At 63.8% G+C, this 1558-nt stretch carries 1 protein-coding gene and 1 pseudogene; one reads left to right on the top strand and one right to left on the bottom strand.

Annotation, left to right across the window (positions count from 1 at the left end; translation table 11 throughout):
- Positions 1–528: pseudogene (locus P1J78_RS24830) on the top strand (IS6 family transposase); the annotation flags it as partial.
- A gap of 74 nt (positions 529–602) precedes the next feature.
- On the opposite strand, the gene P1J78_RS24825 reads toward P1J78_RS24830, so the two are convergent.
- Positions 603–1457, bottom strand: a complete 855-nt coding sequence (locus P1J78_RS24825) for a beta-keto acid cleavage family enzyme (protein ID WP_275570051.1) — start codon at positions 1455–1457, stop codon at positions 603–605.
- Between the last annotated feature and the right edge of the window lie 101 nt (positions 1458–1558).

Genomic DNA, 1558 nt, shown 5'->3' with positions numbered 1-1558 from the left:
GGTGTTTGCAGCCGAGATCCGGAAACGCCGGATCGTGGGGTGCGGTCGAGCCAGTGGCGATGGCACCCGGGCGAGATGGTCGTGAAGATCAACGGGGAGCGCCACTACTTGTAGCGGGCTGTCGACCACGAGGGCGAGGCGCTGGAAAGCTTCGTGACGAAGAGCCGTGACAAGAAGGCAGCCCTGAAATTCCTCAGAAAAGCAATGAAGCGCTATGGTCGGCCGGACACCATCGTGACCGACCGGCTTCGGTCCTATGGCGCGGCGCTGAAGGAAATCGGTGCGGCCGATCGCCAGGAAACCGGTCTCTGGCTGAACAACCGCGCCGAGAATTCCCACCTTCCATTCCGACGACGCGAGCGGGCGATGCTGCGGTTCCGGCGGATGCGAACATTGCAGAAATTCGTCTCCGTCCACGCCTCGGTCAGCAACCATTTCAACTTGGAGCGCAGCTTCTACTCTCGCGCCGACTTCAAGAAGAACCGTGCCGCTGCTCTCGCCGAGTGGCGCGGTCTCTGCGCGGTATAAGGGACAGTCATCCTGCCCTTGCGTAGACTGGTTCGATTTCGTCTGCCAGCACCTTTCGGTCCAATACCGCCCGCTCAGACAATCGCCGCGTCGGACAGGCGGCCAAGGACCGTTGCCGACCCGGCCGCGTCCGCAAGGGGCCGGCCGTGTTTCGCGGCGAGCGCCGCAACCAGCCTGACGCGTTCGGCATTGTCCCTGGCCAGTTTGCCGTCTGCGTCGGCGAAGGCATTCTCGAATCCGACGCGCGCATGGCCGCCCAGTTCGATGGTCCGGTCCAGACAGGCCATCTCTCCACGGCCGAAGGCGCAGGTCATCCAGATCGCCTCGCGGTGCAAATCCGTTGCAACGAGAGCATTGTGGAGGGCATCGAATTCTGCCGCGCTGGAATCCTGGGTCGCGGAATATCGACCCGCGACGACGATAAGGCGCGGCCGATCCGGCACATGGAGTGTCCCGGCATCGAGCATGCGCCGCATGGTGGCGATCTGTTCGGCGTCATAAAGGATGAACTGGATCCCGATCCCGGTCTCGGCCGCCCAGGCCAGGAAGGCTTCGGCCTTGTCCTCTCCGTCGCGAAGCAGTTCGGCAAGCGAAAAAGACAGGCAGGCGGGCCGCAGCGCCCGGACCGCCGCGATCTGTTGATCGACGTCGAACAGCCCCGCCGCCTCGGTCGTCGTCTGGATCGCGATATCGGGACAGGCGGACTGGATGGCGCCGATTGCGCTGCGATACGTATCGGCATCCAGCGAATGCACCAGTTGGTTGTCCCGGACATGCAGATGGATGCCCCCGGCCCCGGCCGCGCGACAGGCGACAGCCGTTTCCGCAAGCTCGTCAGCGCTTACGGGAATGGCGGGATGATCCGCCTTGGTCCGGCGCGCGCCGTTCGGCGCCAACATGATGCACAGCTCGCTCATGTGTTTCTTCATGGCAAAGTCAAAGGAACTCGGCTTGAGGCGGGGCAGGGGCGTCGGTTGCGTCCGCCCTATGATCCGTGACCTGCCCGTTCAAGTATTTCAAGACGTCCCGC

Source organism: Psychromarinibacter sediminicola, assembly GCF_029168335.1.
GTDB lineage: Bacteria > Pseudomonadota > Alphaproteobacteria > Rhodobacterales > Rhodobacteraceae > Psychromarinibacter > Psychromarinibacter sediminicola.
Note: the sequence above shows the minus strand (reverse complement) of the source record. Positions and strands in the feature narration are given on the sequence as shown.